This window comes from Ureibacillus xyleni, from assembly GCF_900217795.1.
Classification (GTDB): Bacteria; Bacillota; Bacilli; order Bacillales_A; family Planococcaceae; genus Ureibacillus; species Ureibacillus xyleni.
The window spans coordinates 25,958-52,473 of record NZ_OBMQ01000012.1 but is presented as its reverse complement, the minus strand read 5'-3'; the positions used below and the strand labels follow the sequence as shown (position 1 = coordinate 52,473).

At 35.6% G+C, this 26,516-nt stretch carries 26 protein-coding genes; 2 read left to right on the top strand and 24 right to left on the bottom strand.

Annotated elements, in window-relative coordinates:
- Positions 1-18: 18 nt before the first annotated feature.
- The 3 genes from dnaG to CRO00_RS15345 form a co-directional block, all read right to left on the bottom strand.
- Entirely contained in the window at positions 19-1,839 is a 1,821-nt protein-coding gene (gene dnaG / locus CRO00_RS15355; protein ID WP_097074545.1) for a DNA primase, read from the bottom strand.
- Between the two features lie 226 nt (positions 1,840-2,065).
- Positions 2,066-2,878, bottom strand: coding sequence for a pyruvate, water dikinase regulatory protein (locus CRO00_RS15350; protein WP_097074544.1), 813 nt, complete (start codon positions 2,876-2,878; stop codon positions 2,066-2,068).
- A gap of 11 nt (positions 2,879-2,889) precedes the next feature.
- A complete protein-coding gene (locus CRO00_RS15345; RefSeq protein WP_097074543.1) occupies positions 2,890-3,528 on the bottom strand; it encodes a transcriptional regulator CcpN in 639 nt (212 codons plus the stop codon).
- An 805-nt stretch (positions 3,529-4,333) separates the two neighbouring features.
- Between CRO00_RS15345 and CRO00_RS15340 the strand changes: the two genes are divergently transcribed.
- Positions 4,334-5,722 carry a glycine--tRNA ligase gene (locus CRO00_RS15340; RefSeq protein ID WP_097074542.1) on the top strand — a complete coding sequence of 463 codons (1,389 nt, stop codon included), beginning with the start codon at positions 4,334-4,336 and terminating at the stop codon, positions 5,720-5,722.
- Positions 5,723-5,894: 172 nt separating this feature from the next.
- Positions 5,895-6,371: a hypothetical protein gene (locus tag CRO00_RS15335; RefSeq protein ID WP_097074541.1), complete on the top strand. Its 477-nt coding sequence runs from the start codon at positions 5,895-5,897 to the stop codon at positions 6,369-6,371.
- On the opposite strand, the gene recO is transcribed toward CRO00_RS15335, so the two are convergent.
- From recO to hrcA, 21 genes are all read right to left on the bottom strand, one after another.
- A complete protein-coding gene (gene recO / locus CRO00_RS15330; protein ID WP_097074540.1) occupies positions 6,368-7,147 on the bottom strand; it encodes a DNA repair protein RecO in 780 nt (259 codons plus the stop codon). The two genes, CRO00_RS15335 and recO, sit on opposite strands and share 4 nt — an antisense overlap.
- A 127-nt stretch (positions 7,148-7,274) precedes the next feature.
- Positions 7,275-8,192, bottom strand: a complete 918-nt coding sequence (gene era, locus CRO00_RS15325) for a GTPase Era (RefSeq protein ID WP_097074539.1) — start codon at positions 8,190-8,192, stop codon at positions 7,275-7,277.
- The gene (locus CRO00_RS15320; RefSeq protein ID WP_202615692.1) at positions 8,173-8,592 is read right to left on the bottom strand and encodes a cytidine deaminase; all 420 of its coding nucleotides are present in this window, start codon (positions 8,590-8,592) and stop codon (positions 8,173-8,175) included. Before CRO00_RS15320 ends, era begins: the two co-directional genes overlap by 20 nt.
- A gap of 30 nt (positions 8,593-8,622) precedes the next feature.
- Complete coding sequence (locus CRO00_RS15315) at positions 8,623-8,973, bottom strand: diacylglycerol kinase family protein (protein WP_097074538.1); 351 nt, start codon at positions 8,971-8,973, stop codon at positions 8,623-8,625.
- Positions 8,974-9,444 (bottom strand): rRNA maturation RNase YbeY, encoded by a 471-nt coding sequence (gene ybeY, locus CRO00_RS15310; RefSeq protein ID WP_097074537.1) that lies wholly within the window; start codon positions 9,442-9,444, stop codon positions 8,974-8,976.
- 9 nt (positions 9,445-9,453) lie between these two features.
- The gene (locus CRO00_RS15305; protein WP_097074536.1) at positions 9,454-11,571 is read right to left on the bottom strand and encodes an HD family phosphohydrolase; all 2,118 of its coding nucleotides are present in this window, start codon (positions 11,569-11,571) and stop codon (positions 9,454-9,456) included.
- A gap of 231 nt (positions 11,572-11,802) precedes the next feature.
- Entirely contained in the window at positions 11,803-12,759 is a 957-nt protein-coding gene (locus CRO00_RS15300; protein ID WP_097074535.1) for a PhoH family protein, read from the bottom strand.
- A gap of 2 nt (positions 12,760-12,761) precedes the next feature.
- Positions 12,762-13,886 (bottom strand): sporulation protein YqfD, encoded by a 1,125-nt coding sequence (locus CRO00_RS15295; protein WP_161946706.1) that lies wholly within the window; start codon positions 13,884-13,886, stop codon positions 12,762-12,764.
- A complete protein-coding gene (locus CRO00_RS15290; protein WP_097074533.1) occupies positions 13,870-14,124 on the bottom strand; it encodes a hypothetical protein in 255 nt (84 codons plus the stop codon). Before CRO00_RS15290 ends, CRO00_RS15295 begins: the two co-directional genes overlap by 17 nt.
- Positions 14,125-14,226: 102 nt before the next feature.
- Positions 14,227-14,682: a hypothetical protein gene (locus tag CRO00_RS15285; protein WP_097074532.1), complete on the bottom strand. Its 456-nt coding sequence runs from the start codon at positions 14,680-14,682 to the stop codon at positions 14,227-14,229.
- Positions 14,683-14,717: 35 nt separating this feature from the next.
- Positions 14,718-15,716, bottom strand: coding sequence for a flotillin-like protein FloA (floA, locus tag CRO00_RS15280; protein ID WP_097074531.1), 999 nt, complete (start codon positions 15,714-15,716; stop codon positions 14,718-14,720).
- Positions 15,713-17,044: an NfeD family protein gene (locus CRO00_RS15275; protein WP_097074530.1), complete on the bottom strand. Its 1,332-nt coding sequence runs from the start codon at positions 17,042-17,044 to the stop codon at positions 15,713-15,715. The genes floA and CRO00_RS15275 overlap by 4 nt, the downstream gene beginning before the upstream one ends.
- 309 nt (positions 17,045-17,353) lie before the next feature.
- Positions 17,354-17,527, bottom strand: coding sequence for a 30S ribosomal protein S21 (gene rpsU / locus CRO00_RS15270; protein WP_004227078.1), 174 nt, complete (start codon positions 17,525-17,527; stop codon positions 17,354-17,356).
- A gap of 111 nt (positions 17,528-17,638) precedes the next feature.
- Positions 17,639-18,307, bottom strand: a complete 669-nt coding sequence (deoC, locus tag CRO00_RS15265; protein WP_097074529.1) for a deoxyribose-phosphate aldolase — start codon at positions 18,305-18,307, stop codon at positions 17,639-17,641.
- 157 nt (positions 18,308-18,464) lie between these two features.
- Positions 18,465-19,799, bottom strand: coding sequence for a tRNA (N(6)-L-threonylcarbamoyladenosine(37)-C(2))-methylthiotransferase MtaB (gene mtaB, locus CRO00_RS15260; RefSeq protein ID WP_097074528.1), 1,335 nt, complete (start codon positions 19,797-19,799; stop codon positions 18,465-18,467).
- Between the two features lie 15 nt (positions 19,800-19,814).
- Positions 19,815-20,558 (bottom strand): 16S rRNA (uracil(1498)-N(3))-methyltransferase, encoded by a 744-nt coding sequence (locus CRO00_RS15255; RefSeq protein WP_097074527.1) that lies wholly within the window; start codon positions 20,556-20,558, stop codon positions 19,815-19,817.
- Between the two features lie 74 nt (positions 20,559-20,632).
- Positions 20,633-21,571: a 50S ribosomal protein L11 methyltransferase gene (gene prmA, locus CRO00_RS15250; RefSeq protein WP_097074617.1), complete on the bottom strand. Its 939-nt coding sequence runs from the start codon at positions 21,569-21,571 to the stop codon at positions 20,633-20,635.
- A 43-nt stretch (positions 21,572-21,614) separates the two neighbouring features.
- Complete coding sequence (gene dnaJ, locus CRO00_RS15245; protein ID WP_097074526.1) at positions 21,615-22,733, bottom strand: molecular chaperone DnaJ; 1,119 nt, start codon at positions 22,731-22,733, stop codon at positions 21,615-21,617.
- Positions 22,734-22,948: 215 nt separating this feature from the next.
- A complete protein-coding gene (gene dnaK / locus CRO00_RS15240; protein WP_097074525.1) occupies positions 22,949-24,787 on the bottom strand; it encodes a molecular chaperone DnaK in 1,839 nt (612 codons plus the stop codon).
- Between the two features lie 59 nt (positions 24,788-24,846).
- Complete coding sequence (gene grpE / locus CRO00_RS15235) at positions 24,847-25,428, bottom strand: nucleotide exchange factor GrpE (RefSeq protein WP_097074524.1); 582 nt, start codon at positions 25,426-25,428, stop codon at positions 24,847-24,849.
- Between the two features lie 12 nt (positions 25,429-25,440).
- On the bottom strand, positions 25,441-26,475 hold the full coding sequence (hrcA, locus tag CRO00_RS15230) for a heat-inducible transcriptional repressor HrcA (protein ID WP_097074523.1): 1,035 nt from the start codon (positions 26,473-26,475) through the stop codon (positions 25,441-25,443).
- Between the last annotated feature and the right edge of the window lie 41 nt (positions 26,476-26,516).

Sequence of the window (26,516 nt, the reverse complement as noted above, 5' to 3'; positions counted from 1 at the left end):
TAAACAAAACGAATCGGTTTAAATTGCCGATAGTGATTTCTTTAATTGAATAATTTGCATTGCGATTTCAAGAGCGCGTCTATGCTCGTGCATTTTTTCCGCTTCCTGTGATTCATGAAGTAATGTTTTTATTTGCATTTCAATTTTATGTTTTCTTAACTGTTTTAGACAATCTACAATTTCAGCTTCTGCATGTTCTGGGTCTCTTTCAACAAGGGCTGCTTCCATTGCGATTTTCCTTAAAGCAGGGTCTTCAAGAATTTCTAAAAATCTTTGATAGTCTGCAGCTGAATGTTCTTCATAAAACCCCACGAGCCGTACGAATACTGCTGCATATTCGTCTTTTGCAAAGGGCTGTGGATCATCGCTTTTTAAGATTTTATCTACAACCTCATTATTACTTAACATGTGAGATAATAATAATCGTTCAGCGCGGTCTGTAGCAGATAACGTTTTTTTCTGCTGTATTTCAAATGGTTTTAATTGATTTCTTTGTTCAGCTCGTTTAAAATTCTTTTCATTATCAGCTGTAAATTTTCGAAATTGTGCATTTATTGCTTCTTCAGAAATATTAGTTTCACTTGATAACTGTTTTATATACAAATCTCGTTCAATAGGGGAAGATCGCCCCACAAGTTGCTCTAGTACTTCTTGAATATATTGCAGAACATCATTTTCAAACTGAAAATTTTTATTACGCCTTGCATACATCATCATAAAAGAAATATATGCATGAGGTTTTTCTAAAATTTGTTTTGCGAAAGATTCTGGTCCAAATTTTCGAATATATTCGTCTGGATCTAACTCTTGCGGTAATACAGCGACTTCTACTTTAAAGTTATCCGTATAGAGCATCTCTGCAGCTCTTTTTGCCGCATCCCAACCTGCATTGTCACCATCATAACAAATAATAATTTGCTCACTTAAGCGCTTTAGCTTTGTGACATGTTGCCCGGTTAAAGATGTACCCATAGTTGCTACTGCGTTGTATACACCAGCTTGATTTGCTGCCAGTACGTCCATAAAACCTTCCATCAAGATAGTTTGACGCTTTTTACGAATATAAGTTCTTGCCTTATCTAAATTAAAAAGAACTTGGCTTTTATGAAAAATTGGTGATTCTGGACTATTTAAATACTTAGCATCATCTGAAGAATCAATTATTCGGCCTGAAAATGCAATTACCTTACCATTTTCATCCCGAATAGGAAACATGACTCGGTTTCTAAATCTATCAAAGTAAGTATGGTCACTTTCCTTCTGGATGATGAGTCCGCACTCAGCCATTTCTTCTAAGTCATAGCCATTTCTTTTTAACAAAACTGACAATGTATCCCACGATGGCATTGACCAACCTATACCATTCGTTTCGATAAGTTCCTTAGTAAATCCTCTTTTTAGAAGATAATTTAGCGCTTTTTCACCATCTTCCGTATTCATCAACAAATGATGATAAAATTGCGCAGCAAATTCATGTGCCTCAATCATTTTTTCTTCTTTTTTGGAATAACTTTGGTTATCTTTGTTCATACTATCATTTTGGATATCTAAATAAATCCCGACCCGTTCTCCTAGTTTCGCAACGGCATTAGGAAACGGAATATGCTCAATATCCATGACAAAAGTAATAGCATTTCCACCCGCACTACATCCAAAGCAATGGAAAATTTGTTTATCTTGTGACACAGAAAATGAAGGTGTATTTTCACCGTGAAATGGGCATAATCCAAACCAGTTACGTCCTCTTTTTGTTAATTGCATGTAATCACTTATTACATCAATAATATCTACTTGAGAACGAATTTGCTCTATCATTTCCTCAGGTATTTTCCCGTTCACTTGATCACCAACTTCATTTGCTAAATAACAATATTCGCGATAAATTTTAATAATCCTCTATTTTCCGACAAAAAATAGTGAATTTATAAATCATGAATTCTTAGTAATATTTTTACCACAATTCTCTTATTATAAAACAATTTCTGCATATTTTCCACTTTTTTATGAAAAAAATTAGATAACTCCACAATAAAAACCCCCTCTTACTTAAAAGAGGTGGCTTTAATTATTTATTTTGTTCTATTCTTTCAATAATATCATTTGCAGTTTCTTCTACTGCTTTATTTGTCACATCTAATACAGAACACCCAATCCGTTCTACAACTTTATAGAAATGTGCAATTTCTTGTTTAATTCGCTCTTGTTTTGCGTAGATAGCATCGTCGTTTAAACCTAATGCAATTAAACGTTCTTTCCGAATAATATTTAATTTTTCAGGTGATATAACTAAACCAAAACATTTTTTCGGGTCTACTAAAAAAAGTTCTTCAGGAGGATTTATTTCAGGAACAAGCGGAACGTTAGCAACTTTATAACGTTTATGTGCTAAATATTGAGAAAGTGGTGTTTTAGACGTTCTTGACACACCAACTAACACAACATCTGCTAATAATAAACCTCTTGGATCTCGACCGTCATCATATTTTACAGCAAATTCAACTGCCTCGATTTTTCTAAAATAATCATCATCTAACTTGTGAACAAGTCCTGCCTCTTCTAATGGTGGCTCATCAATCTTCTCTTGAAATAATTGAATGATCGGACCTAACAAATCAATTGATAAAATATTTTCCTGTTGGCAACTGTGATGTATTTTTTGTCTCATTTTTTCTTCAGCTAATGTATAGACAATTAGTGCATCTTGAGCTTTAGCAATTTCGACAATATTTTTAATATGATCATCGTTTTCTATATGAGGAAATCTCCGTATAACGGTGTTTTCAAAATTTGGTCTAAATTGGGCTATAACAGCTTTTACAACTTGCTCTCCTGTTTCACCTACAGAATCCGAAACAACAAATACTTTTAAACTCTTCAAATTAGCACTCCTTATAAGTCATGGGTTTCAGCTAAAGAAATAAATGCTTTCGTTATATTGGTTTTTGTAAGTCGCCCTACAATTTCAAATCCTTTATCCGTTTCATGAACAACCGGTAAGGAGTCGACTTGTCTTTCAATTAATTTTTTGGCAGCAACAATTAATGAATCTGTTTTTTTACAATAAACAATGTTTGGCATTCTAGTCATAATAATATGAACGGGTATTGTATTTAAGTCTTGGCTTCCTATACTTGTTCTTAACAAATCTTTTCTAGATAATACACCTTGGAGCAGTGTATTTTCATCTACAACAAACAAAGTACCGACATCTTCTAAAAACATATGTACAATCGCGTCGTACACAGTCATATTTTCAGAAACAACTACTGGCAATGACTGAAAATCCTTTACTTTCAAATTCATCATCGACTCTGTAACTGAAGTCATCGTTTTTTTACCAGAGTAAAAATAGCCGACACGTGGCCTTGCGTCTAAAAAACCTGCCATTGTTAATATCGCTAAATCTGGTCTAAGAGTAGCCCGAGTCAAATTGAGGCGCTCTGCTATTTGCTCACCTGTTATTGGACCGTTCTCCTTGACGATTTGCAGAATTGTATCCTGCCGTTTATTGAGTTCTATTGGACTCACCCACTTCGAATAGTGTTATACTGATTACTTAATTATTATATACTATTCTGCTTAACTTTGCGAAAAAAAGTGTTCGTGCTACAATATTGACACAGTTATATCACTTAACATAAAATATCATATAGAACTTAATATTAGGCAATGATAGGAAAAATAAGTACCTTTTCAACAATAGCGAGTAGGAGCTGGTGAAAGCCTACAAGAAAAGCGAAACGGCACCCTTGAGCCATTTTTATAAAAGAGGATTGTTCGAATATATACGTTATTCGCAAGCATTTAACTTCAATTAAGTAAGATTGAAAAGAATGCGAGCGCTTGACTTCAACCGAGAGAGGTTGAAAAGAAAGCGTTTGTCATTCGAGGAACGAGGAAAAAATTAACCGCAGTGATAATATAGATGTTTGCGGACTAAAAACGCCACGTCCTGTGGCAACGTCCGCATGACAAACATCGTGTTTGCCTAGGATTAATTTTTGACGAGTGACGATGAATGCGAGCGCTTAACTTCAAACGAGAGAGGTTGAAAAGAAAGCGTTTGTCATTCGAGGAACGAGGAAAAAATTAACCGCAGTGATAATATAGATGTTTGCGGACTAAAAACGCCACGTCCTGTGGCAACGTCCGCATGACAAACATCGTGTTTGCCTAGGATTAATTTTTGACGAGTGACGATGAATGCGAGCGCTTGACTTCAACCGAACAATCAAGCGGGGTGGAACCGCGGGTGTATATACGCACTCGTCCCCGGGCATTAAACGCCCGGAGACGGGTGCTTTTAATTTATAAAAATATGGAGGAATTATTCATGGCACAAAAATCAATGGAAACAATCGTTAGCTTAGCAAAACATCGCGGATTTGTCTTCCCAGGCTCTGAAATTTACGGAGGTCTTGCTAACACTTGGGATTACGGTCCACTAGGTGTTGAATTAAAAAACAACATTAAAAAAGCTTGGTGGCAAAAATTTGTTCAAGAATCTGAGTATAACGTAGGACTAGATGCTGCAATTCTTATGAACCCACGCACATGGGTTGCTTCTGGCCATGTTGGAAACTTTAATGACCCGATGATCGATTGTAAATCATGTAAGGCTCGTCACCGCGCGGATAAATTAATCGAAGAAGCGTCATTAGAAAAAACAGGAAAAGAAATTATCGTTGATGGTATGAGCTTTGACCAAATGAAAGCGAAAATGGAAGAATTATCTGTAACATGTCCGGAATGTGGGAAAAATGATTTTACAGATATTCGTCAGTTCAATTTAATGTTTAAAACATTCCAAGGTGTAACAGAAAGCTCTTCAAATGAAATCTACCTTCGTCCAGAAACAGCACAAGGTATATTTGTAAACTTCAAAAACGTACAACGCTCAATGCGTAAACGAACACCTTTTGGAATTGCTCAAATTGGGAAATCATTCCGTAACGAAATTACACCAGGTAACTTTACATTCCGTACTCGTGAATTCGAGCAAATGGAATTAGAGTTCTTCTGTAAACCTGGTGAAGATTTACAATGGCAAGAGTATTGGAAAGAATTCTGTAAAAACTGGCTATTAAATTTAGGCATGAAAGAAGATAGTATGCGTCTTCGCGATCATGAAGAAGATGAGTTATCACACTACTCAAATGCGACAACGGATATCGAATTCCGCTTCCCATTCGGTTGGGGTGAACTATGGGGCATTGCAGACCGCACAGATTATGACTTAAAACAACATATGGAACATTCAGGCGAAGATTTCACTTATATTGATCCTATTTCAAATGAACGTTATGTACCATATTGTATCGAACCATCATTAGGTGCGGACCGTGTTACTTTAGCATTCCTATGCGACGCTTATGATGAAGAGGAATTAGAAGGTGGCGATTCTCGTACCGTTTTACGTTTCCATCCCGCGCTTGCACCATTTAAAGCTGCAGTTCTACCGTTATCGAAAAAACTAGGTGATGAAGCAGAACAAGTTTGGGCAGAGCTTCGTAAGTCATTCCCAGTTGATTATGATGAGTCACAATCAATTGGAAAACGATACCGCCGTCAAGATGAGATTGGTACACCATTCTGTATTACTTATGATTTTGATTCAAAAGAAGACGGTCAAGTAACGGTACGCCACCGTGATTCTATGGAACAAACTCGTATGCCTATTTCAGATGTTAAAGCTTACATTGAAAAACATTTACAATTTTAATAAAGCCTAAAAATAAGGCACTGAACATACAAACATGTATGCGCAGTGCCTTTTTGTATGGTCTCACTCAGTAACCAAATTTTATTCATTTTAGTATATTTTGTTCATTTTGTTCGTGATTTGTTAGAAAATTTAGATTATAATGAAAACAAAAAAAGAGAGGTGAAGATTGATGTTCATTCAAACTTTATTTAAACAAGAACGAAAAACAACTAATCTTGAAAAAACTCCTGCAGACAAATTATTAGAAATAATCTTAACCTTACTTAGCAAAGAGCTACCTCAGCATCAATCTCAGCACCATATTTTATTTACTGCTAATACTAATTTAGAGTATTTAAACAATCTATTAAACTATCACCGCAAACAAATACAACCGGGGTTCCATACGGGGCAATATCATCAAAAAGTTTATGAGCAATTACAAAAACAAATTAGCCAATTACAAATGTTAGTTGACGGTTATATGGAACTTAGTATTGATATTCAACAAATGAACCATCGCTTACATTTCCACCACGATTCGATTGATTATCTATATAACAACTTTAAACAGACGAAAGAGCAAAACTTTTATAAAGAAACAGAGGCAATGTTTTGGCAATGCTTAAAAGAAGATGTGTTAGAAATCATTAGAAAGGTTCTTTAGACTTCATGATCCTCACTAGGCTTACGGGTAAGTAGTGGGGTTCTTTCTAATTGTTCAATAAAGGAACGGGATTTTAATCTCATTCCCGTTTGTTCTTCGTATATTGTCGTTACGATTTTTTTAATAAATTGTTTTGTTTCGCGTTTTAACTCTAACTTCCCTACCTGGTCAATAGGTACACTATAAAACATACGTATTAACTTTAACTGCCTTGGAGATAGACGAATAATATATGGGTCTACGTGAAAACAGCGATGGCACAAAAAACCTCCTTGTGAAAAAGAAAAAGCAAATTCGCCAGCTACTTCACCACAAACTGCACATGCATGTAAAATTGGTTGCACCCCTGTATATGGTAGTAACTTCCAATCTACAAAAAGGGCAATTGCTTCTGGATCATACCCCTCCTCTATTGCATGAAGAGCTTGGTGAAGAACATCATATGCAAAAGGTTCAGGTCTTCCTTCTTCTACAAGTCGATCTATAAGTTCAACGATATAACTGGCATATGCTGTAGACACAATATCCGTTTGCAAGTTACGCATTGAGCTAATATGCTCTCCTTGCTGAAGAGTACCCATTCCTGAAGTTCTTTGTACCATGTACATGGCATGCATAAAAGTTTGTGTAACCCCAGCTAATCTACTTGTTGGTTTTTTTGCACCACGAGCCATGACCGCCACTTTACCCACTTCTCTAGTCATCAAAGTTACAATTTTATTGGATTCTCCATAAGAACGAGATTTTATAACAATGCCTTCCCATTTATTTAACATTGGCGGCACTTCCTTTTCATTATTTCCTGTCTTAATTATACATTAGATAACCTAACACATTATCATTTTTGGTTGCTCAGATACAAAAAAAGAATACCTACGCTTCGCAAGTATTCTTTCGTTAAATTTAATATTCGTCTTCGCGGTAACCAAAATCCCGCAGTTGAGACATTTTATTGCGCCAATCTTTTTGTACTTTTACCCATAATTCAAGGTAGACTTTTGATCCTAAAAGCATTTCAATATCTTTTCTAGCAAGAGTTCCAACTTCTTTTAGTAAAGCACCGCGTTTACCGATAACAATCCCTTTTTGTGAATCACGCTCCACCATAATCGTAGCTTGAACACGAATCATATTTTCGTTATCTTCATCACGTTTTATTTTATCAATAACAACAGCTATTGAATGAGGTATTTCTTCTCTTGTTAAATGAAGAACTTTTTCTCGAATCAATTCCGAAATAATAAAACGTTCAGGATGGTCTGTAACTTGATCAGCCGGGTAATATTGTGGCCCTTCAGGTAAATAATTTTCGATTGTTGCTAAAAGGTTATCAATATTGTTTCCTTCAAGCGCCGAAATAGGAATAATTTCTGAAAAATTGAATTTCCCTTTATAAGATTCTATTATGCCGATTAATTCATCAGGATGTATTTGGTCAATTTTGTTAATGACTAAAAATACAGGCGTTTTCGTACCTTCTAGAAGTTCTAGAATGAATTCATCTCCTTTTCCAATCGCTTGCTCTGCATTCACCATAAACATAATAACGTCGACTTCTCGTAACGTATTTTTTGATACTTTTATCATAAATTCGCCAAGTTTATGCTTTGGTTTATGAATTCCAGGTGTGTCGATAAAAACCATTTGGGATTGTTCGCGAGTTAATACGCCTTGTATTTTATTTCTAGTTGTTTGTGGTTTATCCGACATAATCGCAATTTTTTGACCGATTACTCTATTTAAAAAAGTCGATTTTCCTACATTTGGTCGTCCAATAATTGAGATAAAGCCTGACTTGTAGTTATTGAAGTTTTCCTGCATTATTTAAATCCTCCGGTGTAAAGGCGCCTGGTAAAAGATCGCCTACTGTAGTTTGTTGAATATCGCCTTTTAAATTGGTTAAGTAGACAGGCATGTCGGGTGCACAAAACTCAGAAATTACTTGTCTACAAGCACCACATGGGGAACAAGGACCCACAGTATCTGCAACTACAGCAATTGCTGAGAATTTTTTAACACCTTCTGACACTGCTTTAAAAATGGCAGTACGCTCCGCACAATTCGCTAGACCATAACTAGAATTTTCAATATTACACCCTTGATAAATCGTACCGTCTTCTGCTAAAAGAGCAGCGCCCACTTTAAATTTTGAGTATGGAACATATGCTTTTTCTCGTGCAATTTTTGATTGAGCTATCAAATTACTGATTTCCATTTTCATATAATCCCCCACTCCTTCTACTCTTTATAATTAAAACCATTTCGGTATAAAAATAAGTAAACCGATTATAACGCTTGCAATCGCAAATACAAGTACTGCCCCAGCAGCAACATCCTTAGCTTTTTTTGCAAGTGGATGAAAGTCAGGGGAAACTAAATTTACTACGGTTTCAATTGCAGTATTGACCATTTCTGTACTTATTACTATTGCGATTAAAAGGATGAGCACTAACCATTCACTGTTACTCAAACCTGTAAAAAAACCTGCTGCTATGGCAATTACTGCACTAATAATATGGATTCTCATATTTTGTTCAGATAGTGCAGTATACATCCCGTAAAAAGCATATCGAAAGGATCTAACTAATTTACGAAAGTCCACTTAATCACGACCTAAACCATAAGATGAAAGAATTTCGTCTTGCTTTCCAAACATAGTTTTTTCATCATCTGGCGTCATATGATCGTAGCCTAAAAGGTGTAAAAAGCCATGGACAGCTAAAAATCCTAATTCGCGTTCAAAGGTATGTCCATATTCTTGCGCCTGTTCACGTGTCCGGTCAATCGAGATGATAATATCCCCCAATATTCTTGGCAAATCCTCTCCTACAATCTCAATCTCACCTTCACCCAATTCCTCTAACGCAAAGGAAATAACATCAGTAGGCTGATCCTTTTGGCGATATTCCCGGTTAATTTCATGAATTGCTTCGTTTGTCACAAACGTAATTGAAACTTCACTACCATCTTCAATATTTAACACTGTTGCTGCATGTTGAAGCAATTTTTCAACAAGTTCGATATGCTCTTTTTGTACTTGGCTTGTTTCATCTAAAAAATCGATATTAAGCATTTTTACCTCCTACTTGTCGTCTTTCGGATATTCAATTCTTGAGTGGAATATTCCATTCAACGTTTCACATAAAACTTCTTCTATTTTCTTTAACTCTCTTAACGATACATCACATTCATCAAATTGATGTTCTTGAACTCTTCCTTGAATAATGGAATGCACAAGCTTCTGTATTTTTTCAGCATTAGGTTGTTTCATGGAACGAACTGCTGCCTCTACACTATCCGCTATACTAATCACTGCCGACTCTTTTGTTTGTGGTTTTGGTCCTGGATAAGAAAATACACTCTCATCAATCTCTTTACCTTCTTCTTTTGCTTTATGTAAGAAGTATTTCAACGTACTCGTTCCGTGATGTTGCAAGGCAATATCAATAATTTCCTTAGGCATTTTATATTGCTGCAGTAGCTCTGCACCATCCGTTGTGTGAGCAATAATAATTTCTGCACTTCTTTCAGGCGGTAACGAATCATGAGGATTGATGCCTGACATTTGATTTTCTATGAAGAATGCAGGTCGCCTTGTTTTCCCTAAATCATGGTAATAACAACCAACCCTTGCAAGCAATCCATCAGCCCCAATTGCTTCACATGCAGCTTCAGCTAAGTTCGCAACCATAACACTATGATGGTAAGTACCCGGTGTTTCTGTTAATAGCTTTTTCAATAATGGATGATTCGGATTTGATAATTCAATTAACTTCATTGTCGACAAAATTCCGAATGCTGATTCAAGGAACGGTAATAATCCCATTGTTAATGCACCAGAAAGCATGCCGGAAGTAATACCTGCAACCGCATAGAACACTAACTCAGATAGACCGTAATCAGATTGAGACATTAATAAGTAAAAAGCAATAAATACGATATTAATGATTGAAACGACTCCACAAGCTTTTAGTAAATCGGACCGTTTCTCAATATTGCGCATAAAGAAAATGCTCGCTAATCCACCAAAAATAATATATAAAGCAATATCCATTTGAAGAACTGCAGCGTACCCTTCATGGAACATAATCCCAGCTGAAGCAGCAGTTAAAACGGTTACCAGTGTTGCTGCCCTTTCATTAGCTAAAAGTCGTACAAGCATTGTAGCTAAAGCAGTTGGATAAAGGAATGTAATCGTTTCATCAAATTGGTGTATTAATTGACTTAATATTTTCATTACAATAATTGACATTGAGTAAACTATGGCTGTTACAAAAACAATATTTCTTCTTTTTTCCAACTCAATTTTTGAACGTTCAAACAAAATAAACATAAAGGACATTTGCAAAATAATTAAAATAGCAAGCCCAATAACAGGTTTTAGCGTTGTATCATTATTTAACAATCCAAGTAGTTCAAGCTGTCTATAAACTTCCCGATTAACCAGTTCACCTTCCGAGACAATAATTTGTCCTTGTAATATACGAGTAGGCTCCACTTCTTCACGAGCTTGATGTATTAATTCTTCCGTTTTCTCCTCGTCTAAAGTTTCCGTCTCAATGATTGCAGCTCTTGCGATTACAATAATGGCATTTAATATACTTTCATCCACATTTGTAGATTGTCGAATTTTTGTTTCAATTTCATTCCGTTTTGATGTAACTTCTTCTACTCGAATAGGTTCACTTAGTATTGTTTCAATTAAATCCGCAATCAATTTCGTTGCACTGTATATTGAAGAATCTTGTACTGTTAATAATGATTGTAACTGACTATTTGTAAAAACAAGTTGAGATTGACTCTCCGTAATTTCTTTTAGTTTACTACGTAATTGATTTACTTGGTTCTCAGTAACAACTTCATTTTTGGATTTTAATTCTTTACGAAAGTCTGACACAATTTCAAATATAGAATTCGATAAAGCTACACGATGTTCTGCAGTTTCCTTATTAAAGACATATACAGGATCTACGTTATTTTCAGCATTATCTCGATCTTGCTCAGTTTTCATCGTATCCTCGACGGTTTTAACCGAGCGAATTGTTTCCGGTGCTAATTGAAAAGCCTGAATATCATAGGTTGTACCACGAACATTGCCTAGCATTAAAAAGAATTGAAGCAATCCTGTCACTAGTAGTACAACTATTAATAAAGTTCGAAAACTAATTATATTCACAATTTTTTTATAGTGCCTACTCATTATGCACCCCCAAAAAATTCTTTCTATAATAGTTTACCAATTTATTAGTATAATTTCATGAAATGTTACAAGAAAAAGAAAAAATGTGTACGATTTTCGCACACATTTCTTTTTTATTTGATTTAAAAATAGGTAATATTCTACATCCACCATTTTGAATTAAGTATAATTTAGGGCAAAAAGTGTACTTCCGATTATCTCTTTTGTTACAGCGAGCATTCTTTTTATGTTCTATAATTCTTGATCAGTATAAGCTTGTATAATTTTCGCTACTAGCGGGTGACGCACAACATCTCCAGCCTCTAAAATTTGGAAATTAATATCTTTCACATATTTCAGTGTTCGTTCTGCAACGATTAACCCGGATTCTGTATTTTTTGGCAAGTCGATTTGAGATTTATCTCCAGTAATGACCATTTTCGATCCAAATCCTAATCGTGTTAAAAACATTTTCATTTGTGCGTGAGTTGTATTTTGCGCTTCATCAAGAATAACAAAGGCATCGTCAAGTGTACGACCGCGCATATAGGCTAAAGGTGCAATTTCTATTGTTCCACGTTCGATTAATCTTTGAGTTTGTTCAGGCCCATAAATATCATGTAACGCATCATAAAGTGGGCGAAGGTATGGATCTACCTTTTCTTTTAAATCACCTGGTAAAAATCCAAGTGATTCCCCAGCTTCTACTGCTGGACGTGTTAAAATGATTCGTTTAACGTGACCATTTTTTAGGCTCTGTGTTGCCATTACAACAGCTAAATAGGTTTTACCAGTACCAGCAGGACCAATTCCGAATACAAGGTCGTTATGACGAATCGCTTTTATGTATTCGCGCTGACCAATTGTTTTTGCACGGATTGGCTTACCTTTATAGTTCCTAGCAATTTCTTCTTGATACAATTCAGCAAAATATTCGATTGTCCCTTTGTTTACCATTTCTATTGCAGTAGAAACATCACGTAAATCAATATTAATTCCTTTACGAATTACTTTAAGTAATGCTTGTAGAAGGCTTGTCACTTGTATTTTCTTTTCTTCTTCCCCAGCAATTTGAATTACTTCGCCACGGGTAATAATTTGAACTTGAAATGTTTCTTCAATTAACTTTAAGTTGGCATCACTCATTCCAAGTAACATTACTGCTTCATTTGGGTTCTCAACTTGTAATTCTGATAATTGTTCTGACATAATCAATCTCCTTGGACAATAGGGTAGTTTTTAGCAATATTTTCATTTACCAAAAATAGGACTTTCCCTTTAACTTTATCATCATCGAATGTAACGTGCAAAATGTTTTCTTTTTTTATGATCGTTTTCGGTGGTAAAGATTTTAAAATTTTTTCGTGCAATAGCGGCAAAATGAACGATTCTAGTCGTTCTTCGGTAATCTCTTCCGTTACTGTAGTGTACTTTTGAGTCTTTTTGATTTCGATAAATTTTGAAAGCCACTTTGGCAAATCGACTTTTTGAAACGATTTTCCTTGCTCCTTTTCATTATTTATTTTGAAATCAAATATCCACTCTCGATTACTTGCTGAAACATATTTAACTTCCCGTGGAATCGTAAATTCCGTTTCTAGCCAGTAATCAGCATAAACATCACCTGAAGCCCCTATTACAATCGATTTGTCTCCAACTGTAATAACGCCTGATACCAGTGTATCCCCTTCATATACAGTTGTATTCGGTAAAACACGACGTTCTCCACTTGCAATTTCAAAATGCGTGACAACACCACTTTTAGATGCAACTAAATGATGTTTCCCCTTTGTTTTATTTTCCTTATTATCTGTTATAGGTGCAAGCTGTGGAACAATCGTGATGCTACTACCTGATTTTATGATATGCACCCACGACAAGTCTCTTAGCTGTTCCATAATTGTTTGACGTATTTCAAAATCTGATTTTACTTGTCCTTTAATTGTTGGATGATCAAAAGCAAGCTTTTCCTTTATTACTTTTTCAACCGCAACTCTTAGTTCAGGTGTTTCCGCTTCAACTTTAACATCCCAAATAAATTGAGAGAAAAGTATTGGAATGCAAATTAAAAATAATATTCCTAAAGCTGTCCAACTATTTTTTTGTAAAATTCGTGATACTTGTAAATAGCGAATTTTAACTTTCAAACGGTATTTCTTTCTTGATGACCGGATAATGGGTATATCTTTCCTCGTTATTTCAAAGCGGATTTCCTGATCAAGATGTGTTAAATTTTTTATTTTCACTTTCTTAACATGTAGATGCTGAATAAAGGCATGTGCACCACTTCCTTTATTGATGCGTATTTCAACAGGTCGATTATCGTATTTTTTCATAGTCATTCACCTGTCTTTTCATTTCAATACTTTGCAATTCTTCTACATGTATTATGAATTCTTCCTCTTTTAACACATCTATATGTACTTCCTCCGCTTTTATTAATATAGAAAAGTTTTCATATAAAAATGCACAATGTTTTTCGGATGCTTCTAAAAATTTATATGTACCAATCAATCTTAATTGGCGACAATTTATCATTTCAATTAATGGATCACTATGGAATAATTTTTTCAAATTAAAAATGCCCCCTTTCGCAAAGTATATGCTTGTGCAAAAAGGGACATGATTTGAATTTCGTGATTCTCTATTTAATTACACAATTTACATCGTTGTAAACTATCGTTGTTTTGCTTTAGGTGTCCCTAATATTTCTGATGTAATAATTGCCTGGACAAGCGCATCTCTGTCTTTTGGAATAAAACTTCCAATTTCTTTACTTTTTATTACATCATGTTGTTGATTTTCCGTCACTTTTGCTAATTGTTTACTAGAACGATTAACATCAAAAGTAGGCCGCGAATTTTGTGATTTCTCATTAACAACTGTTGGCTTTTCCATTTTTACTTCTGGTTGAACTGTTGGATTTGCTTTTTCATTTAATTGTTGAAAAATTTCACTAGCAAAATCTTCTAGCGTTCTTGCTTTTTTAGGTTGTTGTTGTCTCTTTTGTTCAAAAACGGGTGCATTTTTATTACTAAATGGCGGCATTGGCTTTTGTTCTTTTTGCTTTTTATTTCCACTTAATAAAGAACTAATAATAAACAGTACCACCATCATAATTATGCCTTCCAAATTAATACACTCCCTTCATCAGGTGTGTGAAACATCTATTTTTTTGGTGTATCATTTTTATCGTTTGTTACTTTTGCAATAGAGTCACGCATTGAAGTGTCTGCTTGAATATTTTTATAGTTCATATAATCCATAATACCGAAGTTTCCAGAACGTAATGCTTCAGCCATTGCCATTGGTACTTCTGCCTCAGCTTCAACTACTTTTGCTTTCATTTCTTGAACTTTTGCAACCATCTCTTGTTCTTTTGCTACAGCCATTGCACGACGTTCTTCCGCTTTTGCTTGTGCAATATTTTTATCCGCTTGTGCTTGCTCAATTTGTAATTCTGCACCGATATTTTTCCCAACATCTACGTCTGCAATATCGATTGAGAGGATTTCAAAGGCCGTACCTGAATCTAAACCTTTAGAAAGTACTGTTTGAGAAATTAAATCTGGATTTTCTAAAACTTTTGAATGACTTTCACTAGAACCGATAGTTGATACTATCCCCTCACCAACACGAGCGATAATCGTGTCTTCTCCAGCACCACCAACTAGACGATCTAAGTTTGCGCGCACTGTAATACGAGCTTTTGCCTTAACTTCAATACCGTTAATGGCAACCCCAGCGATAAATGGCGTTTCAATAACTTTTGGATTAACGGACATTTGCACAGCTTCTAATACATCACGACCTGCTAAGTCAATCGCTGCACAACGTTCAAAGGATAATTCAATATTTGCGCGTTGAGCGGCAATTAAAGCATTGATTACTCGGTCTACATTTCCGCCTGCTAAGTAATGGGATTCCAATTGATTAATTGTTACATCAATACCAGCTTTATGCGCCTTAATTAAAGGGTTGACTACTCTTGCCGGAATTACTCGACGTAATCTCATCCCAATTAAAGTAAAAATACTAACTCTTACACCTGCTGCAATTGCACTAATCCATAGTGCTACCGGTACAAAAGTAAAGAAAACACCTAATACAAAAATAACTACAACAATGCCTATAATTAAACTAATGGCTGCTGCATCTAAAATCATACTTCTTCCACTCCTTTTTTCAATTCTCTCACAACTATTCTTGACCCTTCAACTTGAATTATTTCAACTTTCTTATTGGAATCAACATAACTGCCCTCTGACACAACGTCGATTCTCTCGTTTTCAATTAGAACTGTTCCCGCAGGCCGAAGAGGTGTTATTGTATGACCAATTTTACCTAATAAATCAATTCGGTTTACATTGGATACATAGCCTTCTTCCGTTGTCGTGGCATCTCTTAAAATAAGCTTGTTGAAAACATGAAGATTTTTTCCAAAGAATTTCATTAATACCACCATTCCTATAACAGAAATAATCAGTGCAATTAATATTGAATACGCCATATGAACCACACTCTCTCCTGCAAATAATAAACTAATGATCATTAATGCACCACCAATAATGCCGACAATACCGCCTGGCACAAAAAGTTCTGCAATTAATAATACAAAGCCTATTGCAAAAATTAAAATTGTTTCATATCCTGCAAATCCGGCAACTGTATGACCAAAGAAAAATGCTGCAAAAGATGTAAGCCCGACAAGTCCAGGTACTCCAAACCCTGGTGAAAATAATTCCATAACTAAGCCTAAACTCGCAATCGATAGTAATAACGTTACGACAATCGGATTTGTAATGAATCGCGCAACTTTTTCAGCTAGTGTTGGTTCAATCGTGATAACTTTACTATCAGATAGTCCATTAAAAGAAAGAACTTCACTTAAATTAGCTACTGTCCCATCAGAATACCCTACCTCATACGCTTCATCTGCTGATAATGTAAGCAATTTCCCAGATGGTGCACGATATTTCGGTAAATCAATTGTTTTATCAGCCATTGCTTCTGCATAGCGCGGGTCTCTCCCGGAAGATTCAGCAGCTGCTCTCATTTCTGCAATCCAAGCACTATTTGCTTTTTCTTCTGCAGCATTCCCTGCACTATCAATAATTGCTGCAGCGCCAATCGTTCCATTTGGGACCATATAAATTTTATCGGCATGTAAACTTAAATATGCTCCAGCTGAATGCGCTTTCGAATTAATAAAAGCAATAATTTCAAAAGGTGCATTATCCATTAATTTTGCTATATTTTCTGCAGCCTCTGTGAATCCTCCAGGTGTATGTATTTCTAAAATGACAGTTTTAGCTCCTTCTTCACTTGCTTCATTAAATGCACGCTCTAAATAGGCTTGTAACCCCTTTTCTACCTCATTTTCAAGAAGAACATGATATACTCGTTCACTTGCATGCACAGTTAAAGTAGGAAATAGTAAACTAAATGATAGTAGTAATAATAGAATCCAACTCAAGCTTCTTACCTTTCTCACTTTTCCACCTCCCATTGCAAAAACGACTAATACCTTATTTACGACTAAGTCTATAAAAAGTTTCAAATTATATGTGAATTACATATCAAAAATTTAATGTAAATTTGGAATATCTTTTTTTATTTATTCTGAATCTTTTTTCGGGAACATCTTATAAAATCATCGAAAATGCATATAATACAAATTGTAAAAAGGACATAAAAGTAAAATACCCCAGTATCTGTATAATTACAAATACTAGGGTATATCATTTTTTGTCCTCAGTGAATCATAAAATTGCGTGTTATGAACGTAGGGATTGTTAGGAAATTACCACTTACGTTTACGTGCAGCTTCTGATTTCTTTTTACGTTTTACGCTCGGTTTTTCATAAAATTCGCGTTTTCTAACCTCTTGAATTGTACCACTTTTAGATACAGTACGTTTGAAGCGGCGAAGAGCATCTTCAAGCGATTCGTTTTTTCTAACGACAGTTTTTGACATCTCTCTTTCCCTCCCTCCGAACACACGTCAATACACATTTAACTTACCGTTACTTGTGTACTAAAGAATTATATCGTATAGTTTTTATTCAGTCAATAGAAAGAATTATTTTTAATAGTTCGAATCGGAAATTAGTCCTTGCATAATAGCAACACCGGAACTAGCTCCAATTCTTGTTGCTCCTGCTTCAATCATTTTTTGCATATCTTCTAATGATCTAACGCCTCCGGAAGCTTTAACACCAATCGTTGGTCCAACCGTTTTTCTCATCAGTGCAACATCTTCTACCAAAGCGCCACCTGTTGAAAAACCTGTAGAAGTTTTTACAAAATCAGCACCAGCTTCTACTGAAAGTTCACAAGCTTTAATTTTTTCTTCATCTGTTAATAAAGATGTTTCAATAATAACTTTCACTAAAGTGCCATTCGCAGCTTCCACAACCGCTTTAATATCGTCACCAACTAATTGATACTGACCTTCTTTTAACGCGCCAATGTTGATAACCATATCAATTTCTTGTGCGCCATTTTCAATTGCATTTTTTGTTTCAAAAGCTTTTACATCTGAAGTTGTTGCACCTAATGGGAATCCGATGACGGTACAAACTTTTACATTGGTACCTTTTAGTAATTGAGCACTTACACTAACCCATGTTGGATTGACGCAAACCGATGCAAATTCATATTTTTTTGCTTCATCACATAATTTTTCAATTTGACTTTTCGTTGCTTCTGGTTTTAGTAAAGTATGATCAATTAATGATGCATAATTTTTTGTCATGAATATTACTCCTTTAACAATTTAAGTTGTCCGTTCATCTTAATAATACCATTAAATAAAAAATTATCGAATTTACAGATTGTTTGTTTTTATATATTGCCCATTCTCGAATAAATAAAAAGCGACAAAACCTGTAATTCGTTTTGTCGCTAAAAATTTATAGTACTTGTTCTTCTAATACCCGTACAAATTGTCCTTCATTATAAGGATAACCCGCTTTTGTAATTTTTACTTTAATCAATTTTCCAATAAGCTCTTCTGAACCTTCAAATACAACACGTAAATAGTTGTCAGAATAACCTACATAAAGATTTGGATTTTCACTTTCTTTATAGTGCTCTTCTGGAATAATTTCTAAAACTTCACCTTCAAAACGAGATGCATACTCTTTTGCAAGTTGATCGTTTAAAGTTAGTAAACGATGTACTCGCTCATTTTTAATATCTTCATCCACTTGATCTTCCATTCGTGCTGCTGGTGTTCCCGTACGTTTTGAGAATGGGAATACGTGAAGTTCAGCAAATTTATGTTTTGCAATAAAATTGTACGTCTCCATAAATTCTTCTTCTGTTTCACCTGGGAACCCAACAATAACATCGGATGTAATGGCTAAATCAGGTAAAGCTTCATTTAAACGTTCAAGACGTTCTGCGAAGAAATCCATTGTATATTTACGACGCATACGTTTTAACACAGTATCCGAACCAGATTGGATTGGAATGTGTAAATGGCGTACAACAATATTTGAATTTTTTAATACTTCAATGACTTCATCTGTTAATTGAGATGCTTCAATGGATGAAATACGTAATCGTTTTAACCCTTTTACGTTCGCTTCTAAATCACGTAGAAGTTGAGCTAAATTATAATCTTTAAAGTCTTGACCATATCCACCTGTGTGAATACCTGTCAGAACTATTTCAAGATAACCTGCATCCACAAGTTGTTGTGCTTGTTTAATCACTTCTTGAGGATCACGTGAACGCATTAAACCACGTGCCCATGGAATAATACAAAACGTACAGAAGTTATTGCATCCTTCTTGAATTTTTAAAGATGCTCGCGTACGGTCTGTGAAATACGGCACATCTAGTTCTTCATATACCCGGTTTTTCATAATGTTGCGAACTGCATTAATCGGTTGGCGTTCTTGTCTGTATTGATCTATGTACCCGAGCATTTTCTGACGATCTTGAGTACCAACGACAATATCAACACCAGGAATTGCCATAATTTCTGCTGGCGAAGTTTGTGCATAACAACCCGTAACACAAATTACTGCATCTGGATTTTGGCGTACTGCACGACGAATTACTTGGCGTGATTTTTTATCACCAGTATTTGTTACAGTACATGTATTAATAACATAAACGTCTGCTTGATGTTCAAAATCAGTACGTTCATAGCCTTGCTCTTTAAAAAGTTGCCAAATTGCTTCTGTTTCGTAATGGTTTACTTTACAGCCTAATGTATGAAAAGCCACCGTTGACATTTGTCTACACCTCTATCATTCAAATTCATATGAAATAGCTGAAAGCGCATATAATGGCGCAGTTTCTGCTCGTAATATCCGAGGTCCCAGAGACATGGTTTCACTACCCGCTTCTATTAAGCTTTTTGCCTCATTGCGAGATATTCCACCTTCAGGACCGAAAATTAATAAAATAGACTTCGATTCATTATCATACACTTTTTTTAGTTTATCCGCAAATCTTGTACGCTTTTCTTGTTTAGCATCTTCTTCATCTGCAATAAATACAGCATCATATCTAGGAACCATTTCCAGTAATTGTTTAAAAGAAATAGGACTTACAATTTCAGGTACGTGTGTTCGATGGGATTGTTCGGCAGCTTCTTTTGCAATTTTTTGTAAGCGTTCTGTCTTTTTTTCTCCCTTTTTGTCGTCCCATTTCACGATGGAACGTTCCGCTGCGAATGGGATAAGTGCATACATACCAAGTTCTGTTCCCTTTTGAGTAATTAAATCAAGTTTATCACCCTTTGGTAAACCACATACAATCGTTACTTGTACAGGCATTTCTGGTGATTTAATTGTTTCTCCCGTTTGTTTGACCACGACATTTTGTCCTGAATTAACAATTTCACAAATAAAGGCAATATTGTTTTGTACAACAATGAGTGAATCACCTACTTCCATTCGCATCACTTTTAATATGTGTTTCGCATTTTCCCCCGTGATGATCACTTCATTTTGGTCGTTAAATTGTTCGTCTATAAAATAACGCTGCATTTTGCACCTCAATCAAAAGTAATATGTAATAAAAAGAAGGAGTTGACCCACGGGTTTGGGACAACTCCTGTAAATTATGGTCGTCTTGCAATAATTGCAACCCAATCTTCCATCATTAATACTTCCTCAATTATAAATCCTGATTTCTCAAGAGCTGATTTTACATCTTCTTTCTTTGCACCGATAATACCTGATGTTACATAAAGCCCACCAGGTTTTACAATTGAGAAGGCATCATCTGTGAAAGTCATGATAATTTCAGCTAGGATATTTGCTACTACAACATCGGCTGGTTCTGAAACAGTATCTAATAAATTGCCATGAAACACTTCAGCAATTTCTTGCACTTTGTTCAGTTCAATATTTTCTCGAGCTGATTTTACGGCAACTTCATCTAAATCTAGGGCATGAACTTTTTTTGCACCTAACATCGCCGCAGCAATAGCTAAGACACCTGATCCAGTACCGACATCGATGACAATATCATCAGGCTTTACGACTTTTTCTAACGCTTGTAAACACATAATAGTCGTTGGATGTGTACCAGTTCCAAAAGCCATACCAGGGTCTAGTTCAATAATTAATTCGTCAGTGTTCACTGGAGTATAGTCTTCCCAAGTTGGAACAATTGTAAAACGCTCTGATATTTTTACGGGATGATAGTACTGTTTCCAAGCTGTAGCCCAATCTTCCTCATTCACTTCTGTTGTTGTAAAGTTATTTTCCCCGAGATTTATATCAAAATTACTAAGATTCGCGATTGCAAGCTTAATTTCTTCGACTGTTTCGGCTAAAAAACTAGATGCTGGTAAATAAGCCTTCACCACTACCCCACTTATAGGGTAATCATTTGGATTTAGCGCATAAATTTCACCAAATTGATCTACTCTCTCTTTCCCTAATTCAGTTGAATCTTCAATGACAACACCACTCGCGCCTGCTTCATGGAGAATATTTGAAATCGCCTCAACCGCTTCGTTTGTTGTTAATATAGACAGTTCTGTCCATGTCACTTGCAATCAGCTCCTCCTAAAAATTTTTAATTCTTTTCAAATACTATTCACCTTTGAAAGTTTTTTTTATTTTATCAAATAGTGAACTGCTATGTTCTTCCGGGATATCTCCACTAATTTCTGCAAAGTCACGTAATAATTGCTTTTGCTTTTCAGTTAGTTTTGTAGGTGTTACAACTTTTACGATGACATATTGATGTCCTGTGCCATAACCGTGTACATTTTTTACACCTTTATCCTTAATTCGGAATTGTGCACCCGATTGTGTACCAGCTGGAATTTTCAACTTAACTTTCCCATGAACTGTAGGGACTTCAATTTCATCACCAAGAGAAGCTTGTGGGAATGTTAATTTTAATTCGTAGTAAATGTCATCTCCGTCGCGTTCAAAATAAGGATGTTCCTTTACATTGAAAACGATATATAAATCACCTGCTGGCCCACCGTTTATACCAGGCTCACCTTGGCCAGATACACGTAATTGTTGACCATCATCTACACCCGCTGGAATTGTAACTTTAATTTTCTTACGTTTCTGTACTGTTCCAGCTCCATGACATGTAGAACATTTTTCCACAATAATTTTTCCAGTTCCGCGGCATGTATTACATGCACGTCGATTCACCATACGTCCAAATGGTGTCTCCACTGTTTGATTGATTTGACCTGAACCACTACATGTTGTACATGTTTTTGGACTTGTTCCTGGTTTTGCACCTGACCCTTTACATGTATCACATGTTTCATCTTTTGGAATTTCAATTTCGGTTTGTTTACCGAACACAGCATCCTCAAATGATATATTCATCCGATATTGTAAATCATCACCTTTTCTTGGTGCGTTAGGGTCTTGTCGGCGAGTTCCACCACCAAAAAATGAGCTAAAAATATCTTCGAATCCACCAAAGCCAGAACCACCGAAGCCTCCAAAACCACCTTGGTTAGGACCTTCATGGCCAAATTGATCATACTGGGCACGTTTAGTGTCATCACTTAACACTTCATAAGCTTCTGCTATTTCTTTAAATTTTTCATCCGCCCCAGGCTCTTTATTGATATCAGGATGATACTGTTTTGATAGCTTCCGATATGCCTTTTTGATTTCATCTTGGCTCGCACTTTTGCTGACGCCAAGTACTTCATAATAATCCCGTTTACTCATACCTCACACTCCGCTCTATTACATAACCAATATTGTATCATAGAATGTACTTCATCTGTGCAATGAAAAAGTCAAAGACAAATTCGGTCTTTGACTTTTTACTTCCTTGATTTATACAAACATTTACTAGCTAGACTAACTCCTATGTCACCTAAACTACTACTTCACGTTTAAGTACTTTTTGAGACTTTCAGAGCAAACGCCCGCTAACTAAATTACTTATCGTCTTTTACTTCTTCAAAGTCAGCATCTACAACGCCGTCATCTTTTTTCCCTGCTTCAGCACCAGCTTCTGCTCCACCTTGTGTTGCTTGTGCAGCTGCTGCAGCTTGTTCGTATACTTTCATTACTAGTGGCTGAAGAACACCTTCTAATTTTTCTTTAGAAGATTTAATTCCTTCAATTTCACCTGCTTCTAATGCTTTTTTCAACTCTTCTTTTGCATCTTCAACAGATTTTTTCTCATCTTCAGAAATTTGTTCCCCTAGATCAGAAATTGTTTTATCCACTTGGAATACTAATTGATCTGCTTCGTTACGTAATTCTGCTTCTTCTTTACGTTTCGCATCTGCTTCTGCGTTTGCCTCAGCATCTTTTACCATACGTTCGATTTCTTCATCTGTTAAACCTGAATCTGATTGAATAACGATTGTTTGCTCTTTTTGAGTACCTAAATCTTTTGCTTTTACAGATACGATACCATTTTTATCAATATCAAATGTTACTTCGATTTGAGGAATTCCACGTGGAGCTGGTGGAATGTCTGCTAATTGGAAACGACCTAATGTTTTGTTGTCTGCAGCCATTGGACGCTCACCTTGTAATACGTGAATATCTACTGCTGGTTGGTTGTCAGCTGCTGTAGAGAATACTTGTGATTTTGAAGTTGGGATTGTTGTATTTCGATCGATTAATTTTGTGAATACTCCACCCATTGTTTCAATACCAAGTGAAAGTGGTGTTACGTCAAGTAAAACGATATCTTTAACGTCACCTGTTAAAACTCCACCTTGAACTGCAGCACCCATTGCTACTACTTCGTCAGGGTTTACACCTCTATGTGGCTCTTGGTTCGTTTCTTTCTTCACAGCTTCTTGAACAGCAGGAATACGAGTAGATCCACCTACTAAAATAACTTTATCTAAATCTGAAGCTGAAAGACCAGCATCAGATAATGCTTGACGAGTTGGGATAATTGTACGTTCTACTAAATCGCGAGTAATTTCATCAAATTTTGCACGAGTTAAGTTTAACTCTAAGTGTAATGGACCATCAGCGCCTGCTGTAATGAATGGTAATGAAATTTGTGTTGATGTTACACCTGATAAATCTTTTTTCGCTTTTTCAGCAGCATCTTTTAAACGTTGCATTGCCATTTTATCTTTTGATAAATCAACGCCATTTTCTTTTTTGAATTCTTGAACTAAATAATCCATTACTTTTTGGTCGAAGTCGTCCCCACCAAGTTTGTTATCACCAGCTGTTGCTAATACTTCAAATACGCCTTCACCTAGTTCAAGAATAGATACGTCAAACGTACCACCACCAAGGTCAAATACTAATATTTTTTGGTCAACGTCTTGCTTATCTAACCCATATGCAAGTGCTGCCGCTGTTGGTTCGTTAATAATACGTTCTACTTCAAGACCTGCAATTTTACCAGCGTCTTTAGTTGCTTGACGTTGTGCATCGTTAAAATAAGCAGGAACAGTAATAACCGCTTTCGTTACTTTTTCACCTAAGTAGTCTTCTGCATAACCTTTTAAGTATTGAAGAATCATTGCTGAAACTTCTTGCGGTGTATAATCTTTATCTTCTATTGTTACTTTTTCAGAAGTACCCATTTTTGATTTAATAGACAAAATAGTATTTGGGTTCGTAATTGATTGACGTTTTGCTACTTCACCAACTTGGCGTTCGCCATTTTTAAATGAAACAGCAGAAGGAGTAGTACGGTTCCCTTCTGGATTTGGAATTACTTTTGGTTCGCCGCCTTCTAAGACAGCCACACAAGAGTTTGTTGTTCCTAAGTCAATACCAATAATTTTGCTCATATTAAATTTTTCCTCCTATTATTTAAACCAACTAAATAAGTTAATTTCTAAAAGTAGTATTATTCATTTACTGAAACCATTGAAGGTCGTAATACGCGATCTTTTAATTTATAACCTTTTTGAAGCTCGCGTAATACAATTCCAGATTCTTTATCTGAATCTGCCTCTTGCATAACAGCTTGGTGTACTGTTGGATCAAAAATTTGTCCCTCAGCCGGAATAACTTCTAAGCCTTCCTGTTTTGTAGCTTCAATAAATGTTTTATAAACCATTTCAATCCCTTTATATAATGCTAGGGCATCTTCCGAATTCACTTCAACTTGTAGTGCACGTTCGAAGTTATCAATTACTGGCAATAGATCCGATAAAAGCTTTTGTGCACGGTACTTTTCCGCTGCTTCACGATCTAATTGTGTTCTTCGACGTAAGTTATCAAAATCTGCTCTTAGGCGAAGGAATCGATTTTCTTCCTCTTCCAATTTTGCTTTCAATTCTGCAACTTCTGCACTAAGCTTTTCTTCAGCAGTTAACTCAACATTATCTGCTTGCTCTTCTTGTACATTGATCTCTTCAGTTATTTCTGTTTCTGTAGTTTGAGTAACTTGCTCTTGTTGTTCTTTGTTTTCTGTCGTTTCAGACACCTTAAATCCTCCTTATAACCCATCAGTATGTTTATTAGAAAGCACACGAGAAAGTCCGTTGCGCATAATATCTAATAATGAAATAACACGCTGATAATCCATTCGTGTTGGACCAATGATAGCAATTGACCCCTCTAGTTCATTACCAACTGAATAGCTTGCTGTAATTACACTTAAATCATCCATTGCTAGGTGATTGTTTTCAGATCCAATACGAATATGAATTCCTGTATCACCAGGGTGGAAAAGTGAAATCACTTGGCTTTCTTTATCCATTAATTCCATTAATGCACGAACTTTGTTTAAATCGTGAAACTCCGGTTGATTTAACATATTTGTTTTACCGCCAAAGTAAATTTTATTTTCATTTTGAACGGCTGTAACATTTTTTAATGATTGAAAGATTGCATCTGCAGTATGAACATGTTGTCTTAATACTTCAAATGTCTCTAATTGTAACCTTGATTGTAGTTCTAATAATGGAACACCGACTAATCGTTCGTTTAAGATATTAACTGTTTTTTCAATATCTGATGGATTAAAGCCCTGTGGTAACGTGATAGTCCGATTTTCAACGTGTCCATTATCTGTGATAATAATTGCAACAGCTGTATCAGTGGATAAAGGAACAATTTGAAACCTTTTCACACGATGCTTTCCAACATTTGGTCCAAGTAAGATCGTTGTATATGAAGTTAAATCAGATAAAATGTTAGCAGATTCACGAATTACTTGTTCCATTTCTACAATTTGATTTTTAAAAATTGATTGAATTAAACCAATATCTTCAAAGGACATTGATTTTGGTTGTAACAAGTGGTCAACATAAAAACGATATCCTTTTTCTGACGGGACACGACCAGAAGAGGTATGGGTTTTTTCTAAATAACCTAACTCCTCTAAATCTGCCATTTCATTGCGAATTGTCGCAGGACTAAAAGGAATCCATTCTTTTTTTGAAATTTGACGTGACCCTACTGGCTGAGCTGAAATAACAAAATCATCAACGATTACCTGCAAAATTTGTAATTGTCGATTTGTTAACATGTCTTCACCTCTGTTAGCACTCAATTGTTTAGAGTGCTAAT